11 protein-coding genes are annotated in these 18818 nt (G+C 65.0%); 8 read left to right on the top strand and 3 right to left on the bottom strand.

All coding sequences use genetic code 11. The features are described from left to right. The first annotated feature begins 24 nt into the window (after nt 1-24). Nucleotides 25-843 carry a helix-turn-helix transcriptional regulator gene (locus ABDW57_RS15290; RefSeq protein WP_343731032.1) on the top strand — a complete coding sequence of 273 codons (819 nt, stop codon included), beginning with the start codon at nt 25-27 and terminating at the stop codon, nt 841-843. Nucleotides 844-846: 3 nt separating this feature from the next. On the opposite strand, the gene ABDW57_RS15295 is transcribed toward ABDW57_RS15290, so the two are convergent. Next, complete coding sequence (locus tag ABDW57_RS15295; protein WP_343731033.1) at nt 847-1683, bottom strand: transporter substrate-binding domain-containing protein; 837 nt, start codon at nt 1681-1683, stop codon at nt 847-849. 82 nt (nt 1684-1765) lie between these two features. Between ABDW57_RS15295 and dinB the strand changes: the two genes are divergently transcribed. The 4 genes from dinB (at nt 1766) to ABDW57_RS15315 (ending at nt 13458) form a co-directional block, all read left to right on the top strand. Continuing rightward, nucleotides 1766-2914 (top strand): DNA polymerase IV, encoded by a 1149-nt coding sequence (gene dinB, locus ABDW57_RS15300; RefSeq protein WP_343731034.1) that lies wholly within the window; start codon nt 1766-1768, stop codon nt 2912-2914. Between the two features lie 72 nt (nt 2915-2986). Beyond that, nucleotides 2987-3883 carry a recombination-associated protein RdgC gene (locus tag ABDW57_RS15305; protein WP_343731035.1) on the top strand — a complete coding sequence of 299 codons (897 nt, stop codon included), beginning with the start codon at nt 2987-2989 and terminating at the stop codon, nt 3881-3883. Between the two features lie 150 nt (nt 3884-4033). After that, complete coding sequence (locus ABDW57_RS15310) at nt 4034-10852, top strand: hypothetical protein (RefSeq protein WP_343731036.1); 6819 nt, start codon at nt 4034-4036, stop codon at nt 10850-10852. 176 nt (nt 10853-11028) lie between these two features. Further along, nucleotides 11029-13458: a hypothetical protein gene (locus ABDW57_RS15315; protein WP_343731037.1), complete on the top strand. Its 2430-nt coding sequence runs from the start codon at nt 11029-11031 to the stop codon at nt 13456-13458. A gap of 2 nt (nt 13459-13460) precedes the next feature. On the opposite strand, the gene ABDW57_RS15320 is transcribed toward ABDW57_RS15315, so the two are convergent. Then, the gene (locus ABDW57_RS15320; protein ID WP_343731038.1) at nt 13461-13946 is read right to left on the bottom strand and encodes an asparaginase domain-containing protein; all 486 of its coding nucleotides are present in this window, start codon (nt 13944-13946) and stop codon (nt 13461-13463) included. Nucleotides 13947-14053: 107 nt separating this feature from the next. Between ABDW57_RS15320 and ABDW57_RS15325 the strand changes: the two genes are divergently transcribed. Next, a complete protein-coding gene (locus tag ABDW57_RS15325) occupies nt 14054-14821 on the top strand; it encodes an L-asparaginase (RefSeq protein ID WP_343731039.1) in 768 nt (255 codons plus the stop codon). Here the strand turns inward: ABDW57_RS15325 and ABDW57_RS15330 are convergent. Next, nucleotides 14818-15813: a D-2-hydroxyacid dehydrogenase family protein gene (locus ABDW57_RS15330; protein ID WP_343731040.1), complete on the bottom strand. Its 996-nt coding sequence runs from the start codon at nt 15811-15813 to the stop codon at nt 14818-14820. The genes ABDW57_RS15325 and ABDW57_RS15330 overlap by 4 nt on opposite strands. Nucleotides 15814-16097: 284 nt before the next feature. Here ABDW57_RS15330 and ABDW57_RS15335 point away from each other — a divergent pair, with 284 nt between their 5' ends. Together ABDW57_RS15335 and ABDW57_RS15340 are read left to right on the top strand one after the other, a co-directional pair. Continuing rightward, entirely contained in the window at nt 16098-17963 is a 1866-nt protein-coding gene (locus tag ABDW57_RS15335) for a phosphoenolpyruvate carboxykinase (GTP) (RefSeq protein ID WP_343731041.1), read from the top strand. A 94-nt stretch (nt 17964-18057) separates the two neighbouring features. Then, a complete protein-coding gene (locus ABDW57_RS15340) occupies nt 18058-18663 on the top strand; it encodes a TetR/AcrR family transcriptional regulator (RefSeq protein ID WP_343731042.1) in 606 nt (201 codons plus the stop codon). Nucleotides 18664-18818 lie beyond the last annotated feature (155 nt).

The following is an 18818-nucleotide window of genomic DNA, read 5'->3' on the forward strand; positions in this document are numbered from 1 at the left end:
CCATCCCATCCATACGGAGACGCCATGACCGCACGCGAGCAGTACTTCAGCGACTTTGCCGCCGCCCTGAAGTACTGGCGCGGCAAGCGCGGCTACAGCCAGCTGAAGTTGTCGACCGAGAGCGCGATCTCGCAGCGTCACATCAGCTTCCTGGAAAGCGGCCGCTCCCAGCCCAGCAAGGAGTTGATCCTGAAGCTGGGCATGGTGCTGCAGGTGCCCTTGCGACAACGTAACGCCATGCTGCTGGCGGCCGGCTACGCGCCGGCCTACCAGGAGCGCAATCTGTCCGATCCCGAGCTCGGCGCCGTGCGTCAGGCGCTGGAATTCATGCTGGCGCAACAGGCGCCCTATCCGGCGCTGGTGGTGGACCGCCTGTGGAATCTGCTGATGTTGAATGAGCCTGCCGCGCACATGCTGCGCTGGCTGCACGGCCTGCCGCCGGAAGTGAACTTCCCTGTCGACGGCTCCCTCAACGTGATCCGCCAGACGCTGGACCCGAACGGCCTGCGCCGCTACCTGCCCAACTGGGAAGAGGTCAGCGCCGACCTGCTGCTGTGGATACAGCGCGAAGCCATGAGCGATGGCCCCGGCAGTGAAGCCACGCAGCTGTTGAGCGATCTGCTGGCGCTGGCCGGCATTGCCGACATGCCGCGCCTCCCCAACCTTGACCGCCGCGCCTTGCCGTTCCTGCCGATGATCTTGCGCAAGGATGGCATCGAGCTCAACATGTTTACCACCATTGCCACCCTGGGCACGCCGCATGACGTCACCGTGCACGAGTTGCGGGTGGAATCCTTTTTCCCGGCGGACGGCGCCACGGCCAACTGGTTCAGGCAGCGCTAGCGCCTAGCGCGGCGGCGGCAGCGCATCGAGAATGTCGCGCGCATCGTCGTGGTACAGCCGCTGCGTGGCTTCGGCGCCCAGATAGCGCTCATAGAATTTCTGCATGGTGCCGTCGGCCACGATGGAGCGCAGCGCGTCGGCGTAACGCTGCAGCACTTCCGGCGCCACTTTGTGCGAGACGTACAGGCCCACCATAGTGCGCGGCGATTCGGTCACGCTGCTCACGCTCATCTGGCCGACCATGCCAAAGCGCCGCTGGTTAAGCAGGTGGATGGTGGCCGGCGCCAGCGTGCCCTCGGCGCGGCCGGCCTGGATCTTGCGGAACACCACGCTGTAATCATTGACGTATTCCAGCCGCCCCAGCTGTTGCAGGCGGTCCAGCTGGGCTTGGGTTTGCGCGGAATAGGTGATGCCGCGCGTGATGTTCAGGCGCGCCGTGCTGCGCGCGACGAATTCGGCCAGGCTGCGGAATTTGCCGGCCTCCCGGTTCAGCAGCACCAGCTCGAAATGGGTGTAGGTGTAGGGCAGCCAGGTGCCGTAGCGGTCGCGCTCGGCGGTGCGCAGCGAGGCCCCGGTCAGGTCCAGTTGCTGGCTGAAGAATTGCGCGTACAAGCGGCTGCGCGGATACCAGCGCACCGTCAGCTTGCAGCCGCTGCGCTTTTGCAACTCTTCCAGCACGTCGATATTGCTGCCGCGAATGGCGCCGTTGTCCAGGTAGGAGGAATAGCCCAGGTCGCTGACGCCGGCGGTGGCGGGCGGGCAAGGGGCCGGCGCGGCGGCCAGCGCCGGTGCCAGCGGCAGCCACGATGCCAGCAAAACAGTAGTCAGGCGCTTGGTCATGGCGATTAGTGTAGCACCGGCAACTTGCATGTCGGCGGCTTTCGATGGATACTGTGTTTATTTACAGTATTGTTTCTGCATCATGGCCGACGCCGACCGCCGCATTGCCCACATCGACATGGATGCGTTTTTCGCATCGGTCGAGCTGCTGCGCTATCCGCAACTGCGCGGCCAGCCGGTGGTGATCGGCGGGCGCGGTTATGCGCCGGAGCAGCGCGAAGATGGTTCGTACATCTTCAAGCGCCTGCGCGATTACGTCGGGCGTGGCGTGATTACCACGGCCACCTACGAGGCGCGCGCCTTTGGCGTCGGCTCGGCCATGGGCATGATGAAGGCGGCCAAGCTGGCGCCGGACGCCATCCTGCTGCCGGCCACCTTCGACGCCTATCGCCATTATTCGCGTTTGTTCAAGGAAGCGGTGGCCAGCATCGCGCCCGATATCGAAGACCGCGGCATTGATGAAATCTTTGTCGACCTGACCCATGTGGAAGGCGAGACGCGTGAACTGGCGGCGCGCATCAAGCAGGCAGTGTTCGATGCCACCGGGCTGACCTGTTCGATCGGCGTCACGCCCAACAAGCTGTTGTCGAAAATCTGCTCGGACCTGGAAAAGCCCAATGGCCTGACCGTGCTCGGCTTTGAGGACCTCCCCACGCGCATCTGGCCGCTGAATGTGCGCAAGGTGAACGGCATCGGCCCCAAGGCGACGGCCAAGCTGGCCTCGCTGGGGATCGAAACCATCGGCCAGCTGGCGCATACCGACGCCGGCCTGCTGCAGGATTATTTCGGCGCGCATTACGCGGCGTGGCTGGCGCGCGCCGCGCGCGGCATCGATGAGCGCGGCATTTCCACCAGCCGCGAGAGCAAGTCGATCTCGCGCGAAACCACCTTCGAGCGCGACCTGCATGCGCGCCACGACCGCGACACCCTGTCCGGCATCCTGACCACGCTGTGCGCGCGGCTGGCGGACGATCTCAAGCGCAAGGGCTATGTCAGCCGCACCATCAGCATCAAGCTGCGCTATGACGATTTCCAGATCGTCAGCCGCAACGTCACCTTGCCGCTGCCGGTGGCCGATGCCGGCGCCATCCTGCAGGCCGCGCGCGAATGTTTGAAACGGGTGCCGCTGCAACGCAAGCTGCGCCTGCTCGGCGTGCGCGCCAGCACGCTGGAACCGCCCGGCGCCATGGCGCGGATGCCACAACCGGTGCAAGGCGAGCTGTTTGCCTGAACCCGGCGCGGCGCCACCGTGTAAAATGGCGCTCCTTTTGCTTTTACTTCTGAAACAAGGCCTATCAACTTTATGTGGTTCAAGAATCTACAGATTTACCGTCTGCCGGCCCCTTGGGCCTACACCCCCGAACAACTGGAAAGCGCGCTGGCCAGCCAGGCCTTCACCCCGGCCAGCAGCAATGAATTGCTGCGCCAGGGCTGGGACAAGCCGCGTCCGAATGGCGGCCTGGTCCACGTGGTCAACAAGCAAATGCTGATCCTGCTGGGCACCGAGAAAAAACTGCTGCCCAACACCGTGATCAATCAGGTGGCCAAGGCGCGCGCGGCCGAGATGGAAGAAGCCCAGGGCTTCGCGCCCGGCAAAAAAGCCATGAAAGAATTGAAAGAACGCGTGGCCGACGAACTGCTGCCGCGCGCGTTCTCGATCCGCAGCAATGTCTGGACCTGGATCGATCCGGTCAACGGCTGGCTGGTGGTGGATGCGGCCAGCCCGGCCAAGGCTGACGAAGTCATCAAGCTGCTGCTGAAAGCGGTCGACCGCATGCCGCTGGAAAGCCTGCGCGTGCAGCGTTCGCCGGTGGGCGTGATGACCGAATGGCTGCAAACCGACGAAGCGCCGGCCGGTTTCACGGTCGACATGGACACCGAACTGCGCGCCACCGGCGAAAGCAAGGCCGCGGTGCGTTACGTCAAGCACTCGCTGGACCCGGAAGAAGTGCGCCGCCACATTGCGGCCGGCAAGCAATGCACCCGCCTGGCCATGACCTGGGAAAGCAAGATTTCCTTCGTGCTGACCGAACAGCTGGCGATCAAGGGCGTCAAGCCGCTGGACGTGCTGGATGAAAAAGACGCCGGCGTGCGCAACGACGACGAGCGTTTCGACGGCGACTTCATGCTGATGACCGGCGAGCTGTCCAAGCTGATGGCCGACGTGGTGGAAGCGCTGGGCGGCGAAGCCAAGGCCTGATCCAGTCCTTGCCGTTTAATTAAAAATGCCGCGAAGTCGTTGATTTCGCGGCATTTTTTTTGTGGCGCGCTGCAAGAAAATTCGCTATTGCCATGTGGAAATTAAGGCAATCTCTGCTATAGTGAAAAGTCTTAGCAAAAGAGGAATTTTATGAGCGGGCCGATCGGATTAAGCACCCAAGAAATCGCCAACTTGCCCGTGTCGGCGATTGCCGCCTGGACGGCTGCGGACATCCTGGACTTGACCGATGAGCAGGTGATGGCGCTGCGTCCGGTCCAGGTGGCAGCCTTCACCAGCTTGCAGCTGGCCGCGCTGGCGCCCGCCAACATGGCGGTGATGACCACGCAGGACGTGGCTGCGCTCAAACCGGCGGTGTTGAATGCCGCCGGCGCCGCCTCGCCGGCGCTGATGGGGGCGCTGACCGACGACCAGATCGCCGCGCTGAGCACGGCGCAAGTGGCGGCGCTGGGCACCAAGGCCTTCATGAGCATGCGGCCCGGCTTCATCACCGCCATGGAAACCGCCGACGTTGCCGCGCTGAGCGCCGCCAACCTGGCCGCACTGGACGTGTCCGACATTGCCGTCATGCTCAGCGCACAGTTTGCCGCACTGGGCAGCCGCCAGGTCGCGGCCTTGTCCACCGACGATATCCAGGCCATTGCCGACGATGGTTTTGCCGCCCTGAGCACGCAAGTGATTGCCGGGCTGACCAGCAAGCAGGTGGCGGCCCTGACCGGGAACCAGGTGATCGCGCTGACCACCCGCCAGGCTGGCGCGCTGGGCGCGGCACAACTGGCCGCGCTCAACGATGCCAACCTGGCCGTGCTGGAAGCGGCAGACATCGGCGCGCTGAAAACCGCCGCCATCGCCGGCTGGTCGACCCGCCAGCTGGCGCTGCTGAGCGCCGACCAGCTGGCCGGGTTCACCACTGCCCAGATCGCGGCGCTGAACACGCGGCAGGTGGCAGCGCTCAACAGCGACGCCCTGATCCTGCTGCCGACCGCCGACCTTGCCGCGCTCAGCAGCGCCGCCATCGCGCGCCTGAGCACGGATGTGTTGTCGCAGCTGAGCACCGACCAGATCCGCGCCTTGAGCACGCAGCAACTCGTGGCCCTCAGCAGCGCCCAGCTTGCCGGGCTGACGGTAGACCAGATCGCCAACCTGCGGACGGCGCAGCTGAGCGCGCTGGAATCGCGCCAGATCGCCGGCCTGTCGTCGGACGATCTGCTGGCGCTGGATGGCGGCGACCTGCCCTACCTCAGTACCAACGCCATTGCCGCGCTGAGCACCAGCCAGTTCGCCGCGCTGGGCGGCGCCGACCACAGCGACTTTGCCACCCTCACCACGGCGCAGATCGCCGCGCTGCGTCCCGCTGTGCTGGCCACGCTGGGCGTGGAGCAGGCCGCATCGCTGACCACGCGTCAGGCCGCCGCGCTGAGCAGTAGCCAGGTGGCCGCGCTGAGCACTGCGGCTTTCCAGGCGCTGCCGGCCGCCGACATCGCCGCGCTGAAGACGTATGCGATTGCCGCCCTGTCCACCAGGCAGCTGGCGGTGCTGAGCAGCGAGCAGCTGGCGGCCTTCAGCACCACCCAGTTTTCCGTGCTGAGCAGCCGCCAGGTGGCGGCCCTGAACAGCGATACCCTGGCCGGTCTGTCCAGCGCCGATCTGGCCGCGCTGACCACCAGCGCGGTGCCGGTGCTGAACCCGCAATTGCTGTCGGCGCTGAGCACCCAGCAGCTGGCCGGCCTCGGCTCGCGCCATCTGGCCGTGATGAGCAGCGCGCAGATCAATGCCTTCACCACCACCCAGATCGCCGCGCTCAGCACGCGCCAAATTGTCGGCCTGGGCGCGCTGCAGATGGGCGCACTGGGCAGCGATGATATCAACGTGCTGGGCAGTGCGGCGATGCGCGCGCTCAGCACCACCGCGGTCAATGCCTTGAACTCGGCCCAGCTGTCGGTGCTGGGCGAGGCGGCCGGCGGCAGCCTGTTTGGCGTCCTGACTACCGCGCAGATCGCCGCGCTGCGCACCAACGCCCTGGGCGGCATCACCACCGACCAGATCGTGGCCCTGACTACCGCGCAGGCCGCCGTGCTGAGCAGCGCGCAAGCTGCCGCCATCGGCCAGCGGCTGGTGCCGGCGCTGGAAGCGGCCGACTTTGCCGCCTTGAACACCAGCGTGATCGCCAGCCTGACTTCCGCCCAGGTGGCGCTGCTGGACGCCGGCCAGGTGAGCGCGCTGACCACGCTGCAGGCGAGCGTGTTGAGCGGCAAGCAGTTTGCCGCTCTCAACTATCCAGCGCTGATGGGCTTGCAAAGCAATGACTTTGGCGCGCTGTCCACCAGCACCATTGCCTCGATTGCCACCGACACGCTGCTGGTGCTGAGCACCAGTCAGCTGGCCGGACTGGCCACGCAGCAGATGGCGGGCTTCAGCATTGGCCAGCTCAACTCGCTGACCACCGACCAGGTGGCCAGCCTGCGCTCGGCGCAGGTGGGCGCGCTGACCACGCGCCAGGTCGCCAGCCTGAGCACCGACACCATTGCCGCCATCAGCAGCGCCGGCGTGGCCGCCCTGAGCACCAGCGCGATTGCCGCGCTGAGCTCGGCGCAACTGGGCGCGCTCAGCATGGATGTGCAAGCGCTGAGCACGCGCCAGATCGCCGCCCTGCGCACCAACACCCTGGCCGGCCTGAGCAGCGACGAGGTGGTGGCCCTGAGCACCAGCCAGATGGCGGCATTCAGCAGCGACCAGGCGCGTGCCCTGCGCACCGAAGCGCTGGCCGCCATGGAAGCGGCCGATTTTGCCGCCCTGCGCACCGCCGCCATCGCCGCGCTGGGCACGCAGCAAATTGCCGCCCTGACCAGCGACCAGCTGGGCGCCATGACGCCGGCGCAATTCCTTGCCCTGAATACCCGCCAGCTGGCTGCGCTGCCGAGCGATGCAATTGCCGGCTTCTACAGCGACAGTCTGGCCGCGCTGGGGCCGGCGTTCATTGCCACCCTGTCGGCTGACATGATCGCCGGCCTCAACTCGGACCAGCTCAACAGCCTGAGCTCGCAACAATTTGCCGTCTTCAGCAGCAAGCAGTTGCTGGCGCTGAGTCCGGAGCAAGTGGCCACGCTGGGCAGCCGCCAGATCGTCGGCCTTGGCACGCGCAACCTGCCGGGCCTGGGCAGTGACGACATTGCCGCCATCGGCAGCGACGGCATGCGCGTGCTCAGCACGGCCATGTTGCTGGCGCTCAGCACCGCGCAGCTGGCGGCGCTGGGCGGCGACCCGGCCGGCAACCTGTTTGGCGCGCTGACCACCACCCAGATCAGCGCGCTGGGCACGCGCCACATCGGCGTGCTCACCACCGACCAGATCGTGGCCCTGAGCACCACCCAGGCCGCCGTGCTGAGCGGCCTGCAACTGGGCGCTTTCACCACCCAGGACATCGTCGCGCTGGAAACCGCCGACCTCGCGGCGCTGCGCACCGCCACCCTGGCCGCGCTCAGCACGCGCCAGGCTGCCGTGCTCAGCAGCGACCAGGTGGCGGCCCTGACCAGCGCCCAGATCGGTGCGCTGAGCTCGGCCCAGTTCTCCGCGCTGAGCTCGAATGGTGTGCAGGGACTGGAACTGAACGATATTCCAGTGTTGAATACCAGCGTGATTGCCGGCCTGTCCAGCCGCGCGCTGGCAGCCTTCAGCACCGACCAGGTGGCGTCGCTGTCGACGCGCCAGGTGGGCGCGCTCACCACCGCCCAGCTGAACGCCCTGAGTAGCGACCAGATGCTGAATCTGCGCTCGGCCCAGATTGCCGCGCTCAGCTCGGCACAGCTGGGCGGCCTGGCCTTGCGTGAAATCGCCGCCATCAGCACCGACAACCTGGCCGTGCTGAAAACGGCGGCGATTGCCGCGCTGAATTCCGCGCAGTTGAGCGTGCTGGGCAACGATCCCTATGGCAGCGGCGAAAGCGTGATCTGGGCCTTGAGCACCGGCCAGATTGCGGCGCTGCGCACCGCCGCGCTGGCCGGCCTGCGCACCCAGCAGGCGCAGGCGCTGACTTCCGATCAGGTGGCGGCGCTCAGCAGCGCCCAGTTCGCGGCGCTGTCGTATGCCGGCGTGCGTGCGCTGGACCTGGAAGACATCGCTGCCGTGAAAACCAGCACCATCCGCGGCCTGTCCTCCGCGCAGCTGGCCAACCTCACCGCCGACCAGTTCGGCGTGCTGAGCACCGGCCAGTTTGCCGCCCTGAGTTCCGCCGCGCTGGGTGGGCTGACCGCCGCGCAGGCGGTGGCCATCAGCGTCGACCAGGCGACAGTGATGAGCAGCAGCCAGCTGGGCGCGCTGTCGCTGGCCGCCATCGCCAGGCTGGAGGAAGAGGATGTGATGGCGCTGCAAACGCGCGCCGTGCTGGGCCTGACCGCTGCGCAAATGGGCGCGCTGACGGCCGCCCAGCTGGCGGTGCTGAGCACCGACCAGGTGGCCGTGCTGGGCAGTCGCCAGATCAACGGGCTGACCGATGCCAGGATTGCCGCCCTTTCGGTCGACGACATCGCCGCATTGAATACCCAGGCCGTTGCCGGCCTCAGCGCTGGCGCCCTGTCGCGCCTGTCGGAGGCGCAGCTGCAAGGCATGGGCACGCGCCAGATTGTCAGCCTGAGTTCGCAACAGATGGCCGCCCTGCGGGCGCCGCAAATCACAGCGCTGACCGAGGAACAGGTGGCGGCGCTGGGTACCCGCCAGGTGGCTGGTCTGTCGCTGGCCGCCATCAGCGCGCTTGATACCGATGTGGCCGTGCTGAGCACGCAAGCAGTGGCAGCCCTGTCGGGCGCGCAGATTGCCGCGCTGGGCGCGACCGGAGCCGGCGCGGCCGCCAACGTCGGCTTGCTGAGTACGGCGCAGATTGCCGCCATCAACACCAGCGCGCTGCAATTCCTCACCCTCGCGCAAATCCAGGCCTTCAGCGCCGATCAGCTGGCGGCGCTGAGCCTGAAGCAGGTCAATGCCCTGTCGCCGACCTTCCTGCACACCCTGAGCGGCGCACAGTTGGCCGGATTGAGCACGGCGGCGGTGGCGGCGCTGAGCACCTTGCAATTGAGTGGCCTCAGCATCAACCAGTTTGGCGCCCTGACCTCGGATCAGGTGCATGCGCTGACGGCGGCCCAGTTCGGCAGCCTGGCGCCAGCCAATGTCGGCGCGCTCGGCGTCGAGACGCTGGCGGCGGTCAGCGTGGCCGCGATTGCCGGCCTGACCTCGGACCAGATGAACGCGCTGGGCGGCAAGGGCGCCGGCATCTCGGTCCTGAGCACGGCGCAGATTGCCGCGCTGGCCACCAAGGCCTTTGCCGGCCTGACCTCGGCGCAGGCGGTGGCGCTGACGGTGGAACAGGTGGCGGCGCTGAGCGGCGCGCAAATGGCTGCGCTGCCGCTGACCGTGGTGGGCGCGTTCGAGGCGCAAGACATCGCGGCGCTGAAATTGTCGGCGGTGGCGGCACTGAAGACCCAGCAGCTGCTGGCCCTGAAAGGCAACCAGATTGCCGCCCTCAGCGCCGAGCAAGTGGGCGTGCTGGGCAGCGCGCAACTGGCCACGCTGTCGGCCGCGCAAGTGGCTTACCTGGATCTGGAAGACGTGGCATCGATCAGCCCCACGCTGCTGAACGCAGCCGCGCGCGACGGCAACCTGCTGGCGGCGATGAATGCCGCGCAGCTGCAGGCGCTGAGCGAGGCGCAGTTTGCCGCGCTCAACTCGGCCGCCATCGCGCGCCTGCGGCCGGCTGCGCTGGCAGCGGTAGAGGCGGTGGACATTGCCGTGCTGGGCACCAGCGTGATCCGCGCGCTGAGTGACGAACAATTGCTGGCGCTAACCGTAGCGCAGGTGCAGGCGCTGACCCTGGCGCAGATGGCCGCGCTCAAGCCGAGCGACAGCGCCAACCAGTTCACGGCGGTGCAAGTGGCGGCCTTCTCGGGCGCGCAGCTGGCGGCGCTCAGCACCGCCATGATTGCCGACCTGGGCCAGGCCAACCTGAAAGCGATAGAAGTGCAGGACATCGCCAGCCTGGGCACGCAGCAAATCCGCGCGCTGTCGCCGTTCCAGATGACGGCCTTCAGCAACGCCCAGCTGGCGCAACTGACCACCACCCAGACCCACGTGATGACCTCGGCGCAATACCATGCGCTGTCGGCCACGCAGCAGGCCGCGTTCAGCGGCGAACAGAAAGCGGCCATGCCGTTTGTCACGCCGCTGGTGCTGGACCTGGACGGCAACGGCGTGCGCACGCTGGGCCTGGAAGCGGGGGTGCAATTCGACCTGGCAGCCAGCGGCACCCAGCGCGCCACCGGCTGGGTCGGTTCCGGCGACGGCCTGCTGGCGCTGGACCGCAACCACGATGGCGTCATCAACGATGGGGGCGAGCTGTTCGGCTCGGCCACCCGGCTGGCCGATGGCCGCACCGCCAGCCACGGCTACGAAGCGCTGGCCGCGCTGGACGGCAATGCCGACGGCAGGATCGATGCGCAGGACGCGCAGTTTGGCGAGCTGCGGGTATGGATTGACGCTGACGCGGACGGCGTCAGCCAGGCCGGCGAGCTGAAGACGCTGGCCGAGTTGCACATCGCCAGCCTCAACCTCGACGTGCAGCGCGGTGGCGTGGTCGACCATGGCAACATCCTTGGCCTGACCTCGACCTACACCACCGACGATGGCCAGTCGCATGCGGCGGCCGACGTCTGGTTTGCGCAAGGCCTCAGCGGCCAGGTTAGCGGCCTGGCGCAGGCGCTGTCCCGCTTTGACAGCGGCACCGCCACGCCGCTGCCGGCCAGCGGCCAGCTGACGCGGCATGCCGCGCGCCTGGGCGACGTCTTGCAGCACTACGCGGCCGCCGCGCCGCTCAGCGACGCCGTGCACACCGAGCACGACAGCCAGCGCCTGAAAGCCCTGCAACCAGGCACCGCCGCTCAAAGCCTGTTCGCCCTGCCACGCTAAACTCCGGGGTCAGGTCCGCCATTTCTACACGGCCTCAACCGTAGCGGCCGCTACGGTTGAGGCCGTGTAGAAATGACGGACCTGACCCCGGATTTCCTGTTCCCCCGGCTAGCCGCGTGTGCGGCGGCCGGGTTTCGTCCGCCGATCCATTTCAGCGTACGATAAAAGGAAAATCCATGAGCTTAAATCCTGCCATGACGACCGCGCAGTTCGCGGCCGGCGGCACGCGTCTGATCGCCAGCCTTACCCCTGCTGACTTTGCAGCGCTGCCTACCCAGTACGTGGTCGCCATGACCACCGCCCAAGCCCGCGCGCTCAGCGCCAAGCAATTGTCGGCGCTGCCGGCCGCCAGCGTCACCGCGCTGGAAGATGCCGACTTCGCGGCGCTGGGCTTGTCGCAGTTGACCGTCGCCACCCAGACCACCGGCTTTACCGCCGCGCTCACCGCCAGCCAGCTGGCCGCGCTGACGGTGTCGCAGGCGCTGGTGCTGAGCGCAAAAGGCATGGGCGGCATCCGGCCCGAGGCCTTGGCCGCCATGCAGACCCAGCAACTGACGCTGCTGCGCGAAATGCAGTTGCGCGGATTGACCGCCGCGCAGATGCACGCGCTGACCACTGATCAAATCAGCGCCCTCACCGTCACCCAACTGCCTTTCCTGCCGACCCAGCGTACGCCCGGCGTCGACATGTTCCGCACCGATCAGGTGGCCGCTTTCAGCACGCGCCAGATGGCGGCGCTGGGCACGGCGCTGCTGGCGCAGTTCAGCAACACCGAACTGGCCGCGATTGAAACCGAAGATCTGGCCGCGCTCAGCACCCAGCAGGTGGGCGTGCTGAATGTGAATCAGCTGCTGGCGCTGGGCACGGATCAGTTGCAGGCGCTGCGCAGCCATCAGGTCGGCGCGCTGGGCACGCGCCAGGTGCAGGCGCTCAACGTCGAGCGCCTGCATGCGCTAAGCACCGCCGGCTTGAGCGGGCTCACCAGCCGCCAGGTGAATATGCTGTCGACCAGCACCTTTGCCGCGCTGGACAAGGAGGAACTGGCCGCGCTCGGCACCGGCGCCATCAACGGCTTGGCCACACGCCTGCTGACTTTGCTTGACGCCGACAAGATGGCCGCCCTGACGCCGCGCCAGATGGCGGCCCTGACCTCGGCCAGTCTGAATGCCTTGCGCAGCGACCAGTTCCTCGCGCTCAGCACGGCGCAGGTGGCCAGCCTGAACGCGGCGCAGCTGGGCGGCCTGTCGACCAAAAATCTGGCGGCAATTCAAGCGGAAAACCTGGGCGCCCTGCCGGCCGCGTTTATCGCTGCCCTGAATTCCGCCCAGTTTGCCGCGCTGGGCGGGACCGCGCATGACATCAGCTATCTGAGCACCAGCCAGATCGCGCAATTGCGCACGGCCGCCCTGTCCGGCATGACGGCCGCGCAAGCCGTGGCGCTGACCAGCGACCAGGCCGCACGCCTGACTGCCGCCCAGGTCGGCGCCTTGTCGACCAAGGTGATTGCCGCGCTGGAGCAGGAGGATTTTGCCGCCCTCAGCGGCGCCGCCATTTCCGGCCTGAGCGCCCAGCAGTTCGCCGTGCTGCGCAGCGACCAGATTCTGGGACTGACCACCGCGCAAGCATCCGGCCTGGGCAGTCACCATATCGGCGCCCTGTCGACCGCGCTGATGGCGCAGATGCTGCCGGAAGAAATCGCCGCCCTGAAACCGGCTGCATTGGCCGGCCTGCGTTACGATCAGTTGCGCACGCTGTCCAGCGATCAGGTGCGTGCGCTGACCGTGGCGCAATCGGCGGCCCTGAGCAGCAACCAGTTCCGCGCGCTTGACACCGCCATTGTCGCCAGCATGGAGGCGCAAGATGTGGCGGCGCTGAATACCAGCGTGGTGGCCACGCTGTCGACCGCCACTGTGGCAGCCTTGAATACCGAGCAGATTGCCGCGCTGAATGCGCGCCAGGTGGGCATCATGTCGACCGCGTCGCTGCAAGCGTTGAGCGATGCGCAGTTTGCCGCGCTGGGTTCGCAGCAATTGGCGGGCTTGAGTTCGCGTCAGTACCAGTCGCTGTCCACGCGCGATATGGCGGCCATCAGCAGCGCGCAATTTGGCGGCTTGTCCACCCAGGTCATCGCCAGCCTGAGCACGGCGCAGGCCGTGGCCCTGACCACCGATCAGATGGTGGGGCTGACGTATGCGCAGGTCGGCGCGCTGAGCAAGACCACCCTGGTGGCGCTGGAGAAGGAAGACCTGGCCGCGATGGAAACGTCGGACTTGCGCGCCCTGGGCAGCGCCCAGCTGAAGGTCTTGTCGACCGCCCAGCTCAGTGCGTTCACGCCGGCGCAGGCCAATGTCTTCACCACCGCCCAGACGGCCGGCCTGAGCAGCGCTCAACTGACCGCGCTGAATGGCGCGAAAAACGCGGAAGCCGTCACCGCCAAGGTGATGAGCCTGCGGGTGCGCGACCTGGTGCAGGCGCTGGCCAGCTATCAGGCGGAAGTGGCGGCGCCCGGTCTCGATCCGTTACGTGAACAGGCCGGCAGCCACTTGCAGTTGAATATCTACGCGCCGGAAACGCCGCCGCACCTGTTCGCGCCGCCGCGCAAGTAGCATTACAGCGGCTGGAACAAGCCGGCCGCTTTATTTTTCTGCACATTGTCCCAGGCGAAGATCTTGCCGTTCATGGCGACGTACACGCCAGCCGGCAGGGTCTGCGCCACGCCGGCGGCAAAGCCGAGGTTGAACAGGGCGTCGGAATTGGCGATTTCGTAGGGAATCATGGCGCCGGTCAGCACAATGGTCTTGCCGAGGTTGGCCGGGCCCAGCACCTGGGCGGTCTGCGGCATGGTGTCGGTGCCGTGGATGATGACGATGGCGTTTTCCGCTGCGGCGCGGCAGGAGGCCAGGATGCGCTCGCGGTCGGCGTCCACCATGTCCAGCGAATCCATCAGCGGCAGCTGTTCCAGCGCCACGTCGATGGTCAGGCGGCAGCGCTTGAGCAGGTCCGGCACGTGGCTGTCGGCAAAGCCGAGGGTGCCGTTCAATTCGTTGTAATGTTTGTCGAAAGTGCCGCCGGTGGCGAGGATGCGCAAGGTCATGATAAAAAGCTCAGACTAAAGAAAATGATGTGCATGATAACCGATACGCCGGACTGGAAACTTGGGCGTACTATGTCTACACTGGTTTCTTTGTTCGTTTGCAGACTATGAAAGCGCTCGCTCCCGGCACTGTTATTTTCCATCGCCACCGTGGCTATGGCGTGATCACGACGGTCAATTTGCTGACCGGCTGGATCTCCGCCCGCTTCGGTAACGAGTCGCGCACGCTCGATTTGAATCTGTCCACAGACGAGGTGCAGTTTGCCGACGGCGAGGCCATCCTGTTCCGCCGCGCGCCGCCGGACCGCATGCCGCACGCGCGCCTGATGGCCGTGGTGCGCGAGCTGCACAAGGCCGGTTATCAGAAGTTGTACCTGTATTCCTGGCCCAAGCCGTCCGGGTTGCACTGGCGCTGGCATTTGTTTACCGGTCCGCGCGACTGGATGCAGCGCTCCTGGCGCGAGGGCTGGTATGGTTCGGGCGCCGACTACAACAGCAATCCGGTGATGGGCTGGGGCGATACGCCCGGCGCCACCACCGAGGAATTGATCCACGCGCTGGCGAAGTTCGATCCGCAAGGGCTGGCCCATGCGCTGGGACGCGATGAAGATCACACCGCCTGGTTTGCGCAGGTGTGCGATGCCCTGCTGCCCGGCTATATGTACAGCCTGGATATGCAGCGTCCGGACGGCGGCCCGCTGACCGACATGCCGCCGGTGCCGGTGATACCGGTGCGTGCCGCGCTGCCGCCGTATGCCGGCCCCGACATCGGCTGGCCGCCCGGCTGGGCCGGGCTGTGGAGCAAGGTGCATGTCATGCCCGCCCCGCGCATCAACCTCAGCGGCCTGCCGGAAGTGCCGGAGCAGACCGACTAGCGCGCCTTGGCGACGTAAGCGGGATTGTGGATATTGGCCGGCGCACCGTTGGCGAAATCCACCACGTTCTGGAACGCATGGCGGAAGTACAGCTCGTAGCTGTCCTGCTCGACGTAGCCCAGGTGCGGCGTGGCCAGCACGGTCGGAATCCGCAACAGCGGCGAATCTGCCGCCAACGGCTCGGAAGTGAAGACATCCAGCGCCGCGTAGCCCGGACGGCCTTGCTGCAGCGCCTGCTCCAGCGCATCGGTCTGTACCAGTTCCGCGCGGCTGGTGTTGACCAACAGCGCCGTCGGCCGCATACGCGCCAGATCGTCTGCGCTGACGATGCCGCGGGTGGCCTCATTCAGCCGCAGGTGCAAGCTCAGCACATCGGCCTGTTCAAAGAAGGCCGCGCGCGAGGCGGCTGCCGCGTGGCCGTCGGCCACCGCCTTGGCGCGGCTGGCTTCGCTGCCCCAGACCATCACCTGCATGCCAAACGCGCGGCCGAAGCCGGCCACGGTCTGGCCGATCTTGCCATAGCCCCAGATGCCCAGCGTGCGGCCCTTGAGCACAAAGCCCAGCCCGTTCAACTGCGGGTTGATCGAGGCGGTCTGCCACAGGCCTTCCTTCAGATTGTTCGCATAGGGCACGATCTTGCGTGCCGCCGCCATGATCAGCGCCCAGGTCAGCTCGGCCGGCGCGGTGGGCGAGCCTACCCCTTCGGCAATCGCAATCCCCAGCTCGGTGGCGGCCGCCACGTCCACATGGCCGGCCAGCTTGCCAGTCTGTGAAATCAGTTTCAAATTCGGCAACTTGGTCAGCAGGGCACGATTGAACGCGGTGCGCTCGCGGATCAGTACCAAGGCGTCAAAAGGCGCCAGCCGGATCGCCAGCTGACCCAGCCCCCGGGTAGTACTGTTGAACACTTTTACTTCGTGGTCTGCCAACAACTCATAGCATTTCAGACTCTGAGTTGCATTTTGGTAATCATCGAGAATGGCGATTTTCATGAAAGATAAGCGATGTTTTGATTAATTTCGTAGGGAAATAACATGTTCCGAGTTAAGCCAAATAGCCTACTACTTTAGTCAACCAATTCTCCTACATTTTTGTATGGAACACCTGTTGAGGGGTGTACAATCGGCCGACAAATCATAGCCCGACGACCAGATCCGGGCTGCGCAACGACCGCCGTATGACCGCCGACCCATTTCGAATGGAGCTCTGAGCGCCAAGCCATAAGCTGACGACGATCCTGCCGCCACAGAATTTTAATTAGCATTGGAGAAGCACCATGAACCAGCCTGTAATGGGTGGCGTTGCACCATTGAACGCACCAGCTTACATCAAACAGCAAAAGCTCATCAATTGGGTGGCCGAGATCGCCGCCCTGACCAAGCCGGACCGCATTTACTGGTGCGATGGCTCGCAAGAAGAGTACGACCGCCTGTGCGGCGAAATGGTTGCCGCCGGCACCATGAAAAAGCTGAACCAGGAAAAGCGTCCTAATTCCTACCTGGCCTGCTCGGACCCGACCGACGTGGCGCGTGTGGAAGACCGCACCTTCATTTGCTCGGCCACCAAGGAACAGGCCGGCCCGACCAACAACTGGATGGACCCGGCCGAAATGCGCGCCACCCTGCATCCGCTGTTCGACGGCTGCATGGTCGGCCGCACCATGTACGTGGTGCCGTTCTCGATGGGGCCGCTGGGTTCGCCAATCGCCCACATCGGCGTGGAACTGTCGGACTCCCCATACGTGGCGGTCAATATGCGCACCATGACCCGCATGGGCAAAGCCGTCTACGACGTGCTGGGCACCGACGGCGAGTTCGTGCCTTGCGTGCATACCGTGGGCGCTCCGCTGAAAGCCGGCCAGAAGGACGTGCCATGGCCGTGCAACGCCACCAAGTACATCGTGCACTATCCGGAAACCCGCGAAATCTGGTCCTTCGGTTCGGGCTATGGCGGCAACGCGCTGCTGGGCAAGAAGTGCTTTGCGCTGCGTATCGCGTCCAACATGGGTTTCCAGGATGCACAGAACGGCAATACCGGCTGGCTGGCTGAACACATGCTGATCCTGGGCGTGGAATCGCCAGAGGGCAAGAAGCACTACGTGGCTGCCGCCTTCCCATCGGCTTGCGGCAAGACCAACTTCGCCATGCTGATTCCGCCAGAAAGCTTCAAAGGCTGGAAAATCACCACCATCGGCGACGATATCGCCTGGATCAAGCCGGGCAAGGATGGCCGCCTGTACGCGATCAACCCGGAAGCCGGCTACTTCGGCGTGGCGCCAGGCACCAACGAAAAAACCAACTACAACTGCATGGCCTCGCTGCGCGAGAACACCATCTTCACCAACGTAGCGCTGACCGATGACGGCGACGTCTGGTGGGAAGGCCTGAGCAAGCCGGCCCCGCAGCACCTGATCGACTGGCAAGGCAAGGACTGGACGCCGGAATCGACCTCCAAGGCCGCTCACCCGAACGCCCGCTTCACCGTGGCCGCGACCCAGAATCCGGTGATCGACCCGGCCTGGGACGATCCAGCCGGCGTGCCGATCTCGGCCTTCATCTTCGGCGGTCGTCGTTCGACCACGGTGCCGCTGGTGACCGAAGCCCGTAACTGGGTGGAAGGCGTGTACATGGCTGCGACCATGGGTTCGGAAACCACCGCTGCCGCTGCCGGCCAGATGGGCGTGGTGCGCCGCGATCCGTTCGCCATGCTGCCGTTCATCGGCTACAACATGAGCGACTACTTCCAGCACTGGCTGAACCTGGGTGAAAAAGTCGGCAAGATCGACGGTGCCGTGTTGCCGAAGATCTTCTGTGTCAACTGGTTCCGCACCGACGAGCAGGGCCACTTCGTCTGGCCTGGCTTCGGCGACAATATGCGCGTGCTGAAGTGGATGCTGGAACGCATCGAAGGCGACGCTGGCGGTGTGGAAAACATCTTCGGCACCACCCCGCGCTTTGGCGACCTGAAGTGGGACGGCATCCCGTTCTCGCCGGAAGAATTCGAAACCATCACCTCGATCGACAAGGATGCATGGCGCGAAGAATTGAAGCTGCATGAAGAATTGTTCACCAAGCTGGCTTATCACCTGCCTGAAGAACTGAAGGCAGTGAAAGCCGACCTCGAGAAGCGCCTGGCACGATAAGCCGGCCGGGAGGAGACAGCAACGGCGCGGAGCGGAAAACGCTGCGCGCCGTTTTTTTGCTTGTAATTTCGCACACCTGTGCTAAAGTTCGGGCATGGATACCTTGACCGCAAAAAGCGAGGCGACTTACGCCACCATCATTAATGCCGCATTGGATATGGCCGCGGCGGATGGCATCGGCAAGCTGTCGCTGGGTGAATTAGCCAAGCGTACCGGCATTAGTAAAAGCGGGGTATTTTCCCGCGTCGGCTCGCTGGAGGCTTTGCAAACCGCGGTATTAGATGAATATGACCGCCGCTTTGCAGAAGAGATATTTATGCCTTCACTGCAACAACCTAAAGGTTTGCCACGTTTAATTGCGCAAGTTCATGCCTGGGCAAATCGTGTAGGAAATGAAAGCCTGCGTAATTCCTGTTTATACAGCGCCGGTGCTTTTGAATATGACGATCAAAATGGCCCATTACGCGATCGTTTGCAAAAAGGCGTAGAAGCATGGCGGGCTTCTTTGCGCAAAACTATTTTACAAGCCATCGAATTAGGCCAGTTAAAGCCTGATACCGATCCTGGGCAATTGGTCTATGAAATTTATAGCCTGGTGGTGGGTTTAATTCACGATAGCCGTTTCCTGCGTGATGAGCCGGCACGGAAATATATGTTAAACGCGTTCGACCGCCTGATTGCGGCGTATGGTCACGCCTGAACATTTTTTTAAATTAATTTCGCACAGGTGTGCGAAATATGGAGGCAGATATGATTACCTTATTACTGATCATTCCCGTGGCAGTGTTCATGGCGGCACGCAGCAAGCTGTGGGGTGTCTTGCGCCGCCTCCCCAGTCAGAACGACGACTTCATC

The organism is Duganella sp. (genome assembly GCF_039595735.1).
In the GTDB taxonomy this organism is placed as follows: domain Bacteria; phylum Pseudomonadota; class Gammaproteobacteria; order Burkholderiales; family Burkholderiaceae_D; genus Rugamonas.